Annotated in this window: 3 protein-coding genes; 2 read left to right on the top strand and 1 reads right to left on the bottom strand. The window is 67.9% G+C overall.

Annotated elements, in window-relative coordinates; all coding sequences use genetic code 11:
- Positions 1 to 124 precede the first annotated feature (124 nt).
- A complete protein-coding gene (locus MUO23_01065) occupies positions 125 to 1,222 on the top strand; it encodes a peptidoglycan bridge formation glycyltransferase FemA/FemB family protein (GenBank protein ID MCJ7511541.1) in 1,098 nt (365 codons plus the stop codon).
- 47 nt (positions 1,223 to 1,269) lie between these two features.
- Positions 1,270 to 2,253 carry a D-cysteine desulfhydrase family protein gene (locus tag MUO23_01060; protein ID MCJ7511540.1) on the top strand — a complete coding sequence of 328 codons (984 nt, stop codon included), beginning with the start codon at positions 1,270 to 1,272 and terminating at the stop codon, positions 2,251 to 2,253.
- On the opposite strand, the gene MUO23_01055 is transcribed toward MUO23_01060, so the two are convergent.
- A partial coding sequence (locus tag MUO23_01055; protein ID MCJ7511539.1) for an adenylate/guanylate cyclase domain-containing protein occupies positions 2,250 to 3,014 on the bottom strand: 765 nt, incomplete at its 5' end. The two genes, MUO23_01060 and MUO23_01055, sit on opposite strands and share 4 nt — an antisense overlap.

The following is a 3,014-nucleotide window of genomic DNA, read 5'->3' as shown; positions in this document are numbered from 1 at the left end:
TGTATCGCTTCAAGCGCGGTTTCGGAGGGGAGCTGAAGCGCGGGATCGGCGCCTGGGATCGCGTCTACCGCCCGGCTCCCTATCAGGCCTATCGGCTCCTGGCCCGCTGGAGGCGCATGGAAGGATGACCCTCGCCGCCGCTATCGTTGAGGATCGCCGGCTCTGGAATGCCGGCGTCGCAGCTCTGCCGGGCAGCCATGTTCTGCAGAGTTGGGAGTGGGGCGAGTTCAAGGCCGGCTACGGCTGGCAGCCGCGCCGGCTGGCCTGGCGCCAGCCCGATGGCACCTTCCGCGCCGCCGCCCAGGTCTTGGAGCGCCGGTCCGGGCGTCTCGCCGGCCTGCGACTGCTGTACTGCCCCCGCGGTCCATTGGTGGACTGGACCGACCCGTCGCTCCGCCGGGTTGTGCTGACTGACCTGGCGAAGCTGGCCGGCGAATCCGGCGTGGTCATGCTGCGCATCGATCCGGAGATCCCCACCCGCTGCCCGGATGACCCCTCGGCTGGCGAATCTCTCCCGGGTATGCTGGATGACCTTCGGCAGTGCGGCTGGCAGCCAGGGCGCGAGCAGGTCCAATTCCGCAACACCTTCGTCCTCGACCTGGCAGGCAGTGAAGCCGTGTTGCTGGCGGCCATGCACCAGAAGACTCGCTACAACCTCCGCCTCGCCCAGCGCCACGCGGTGACCGTCCGCCTGGGCACAGCCTCGGACGTCGACCTGCTCTACCGCATGTACGCCGAGACCTCGCTGCGCGACCGCTTCGTGATCCGCGAGCCGTCCTACTATCACGCTTTGTGGGGCGACTTCCAAGAAAGCGGACGGGCACAGTTGTTCGTGGCAGAGGTCGATGGGACCGCCATCGCCGGCTTGGTCCTGTTCACATTCGGCGAGACGGCCTGGTACCTGTACGGCATGTCGACCAGCCAGCACCGCGAGATGATGCCCAACCATCTCCTGCAGTGGGAAGCCATCCGCTGGGCGCGGGGGCGGGGGCTGAAGCGCTACGACTTCTGGGGCGCGCCCGATCGGATCGCACCTTCCGATCCCCTGTGGGGCGTCTACCGATTCAAGCAGGGCTTCGGCGCCCGGCTGCAATGCAGTTTGGGCTCACTCGACACCACCCGCCGCCCGGGGCTGTATTGGCTGTATCATGTCGTCGCGCCACTGGCCTTAGGGGTGATGCGCCGTCGGGGTTTTTCTGCCACCGAGCGCAGTCTGGGGTAGGCTGCTCGAGGGCAAGATCGGTGCACGAGGATAGCGGAGGAAAGACAATGCGCATTGACTTGCCCAGCTTGCCTCTGGCCGTGCTGCCCACGCCGATGCACCCGCTGGAGCGGCTCAGCCGGCATTTGGGCGGGCCGCAAGTGTTCATCAAGCGCGACGATCTGACCGGGCTGGCCTTCGGCGGCAACAAGACCCGCAAGCTGTCCTACCTCCTGGCGGAGGCAGTGGCGCAGGGGGCGGAGGTGCTCGTCACCCGGGGCGCGGTCCAGTCCAATCACTGCCGCCAGACGGCGGCCGCAGCCGCTCGCTGCGGCCTGGATTGCGTGCTGGTGTTGCACGGTCCACCGGCCCCGACGGAGACCGGGAACCTGCTCCTGGATCGCCTGCTCGGGGCGCGAGTGCGGTGGACAGAGGCGCTTGATCCGGAATCGGTCTTGGAGGAGGAAATCGCCCAGCTGCAGAGCCAGGGGAGGCGTGTGTACCGCATCCCGTACGGTGGTTCGAATGCGCTGGGCGCCAGTGCCTACGCCGCGGCGGCGCTGGAGCTCAAGGCTCAGGGGGAGGACTTTGATCGAATCCTGTTTGCCAGCTCCTCCGGCGGCACCCAGGCCGGGCTGGTGGCCGGCGCCCGCTGGGGTGGACTGCGCAGCCAGATCCTCGGCATCAGCGTCGAGCCGCCGGCGGCCGCCCTCCGCCTCGGCGTCGCCGACTTGGCAACCTCGGTCGGCCAGCTTCTGGGGCGGCCCGGGTCGTTCCTGCCGGAGGAGATCCAGGTGATGGACCAGTTCCGCGGCGGGGGGTACGCCGTGGTCGGCGATCTCGAACGCCAGGCGATCCGCTTGTTCGCCCGCCTCGAGGGCATCCTTCTCGATCCGGTGTACACCGGGCGGGCAGCCGGGGCGATGCTGGACCTGATTCAATCCGGCCAGATTGGCCGCCAGGAACGGGTGCTGTTCTGGCATACCGGCGGGACGCCGGCGCTGTTTGCCTACTCTGAGGGCCTGACCGGCCGGCTCGAGCCCGCGAGCTAGGCCGCCGCCGGTGAGCCGGCGCGCGGCTCGGATAGACGCGGGCCAAGGAGCTCGTAGACTTCGACCGGCTCCTCCCGCCCCTTCATCCGCAGTGCCCCCAACGCCTGCAATTCGACTTGGTCGCGCACCCGGGAAGCCACCGCCTGCGTCAACAGGATCTGGCCCTCGGCGGCCTGTTCTTGCAGTCGCTTGGCCGTGTTGACGCTGTCCCCGATGGCCGTGTAGTCCAGCCGATTGTGGGTGCCCACCAGGCCCAAGATCGCCTCGCCGTAGTGCATGCCCACGCCGAACGACAGATGGAACTGGCGCGGCAGTTTGGCCCGGACCTCCTGAACGGCCTGGCGGATGGCCAGCGCCGAGCGGATCGCCCGCAGGGTGTGGTCAGACTGAGGGATCGGCGCGTTGAACCAGGCCATCAATCCATCTCCGAGAAACTTGTCGATGGTCCCCGCTTCCTGCAGCACGGCCTCGGCCGCCGCTGCCAGGTAGAGATTGAGGACGCGCACCAGCACTTCCGGGTTGTTGGTGGCGCTGAACAGCGAGAAGCCGCGGATGTCGGCAAAGAGGGTCGTGATGTCCGCCCGGCGGCCTCCGAGGTGCAGGCTGTCGGGGTCGAGCTGGCTGATCACGGCCGGGGAAACCATGCGCTCGAAAAGCCGACGCTGCGCCTCCAGTTTGCGTTTCTCGGTCAGGTCTTCTAGAACAATCGCCACGCCGCGGGTCGCCTTGTCGGCCATTTTGAGAGGCGTGATGTTGAGCGA

The organism is Anaerolineales bacterium (assembly GCA_022866145.1).
Classification (GTDB): domain Bacteria; phylum Chloroflexota; class Anaerolineae; order Anaerolineales; family E44-bin32; genus PFL42.
The sequence above is the reverse complement of the archived record's forward strand: the minus strand, read 5'-3'. Positions and strand labels throughout refer to the sequence as shown.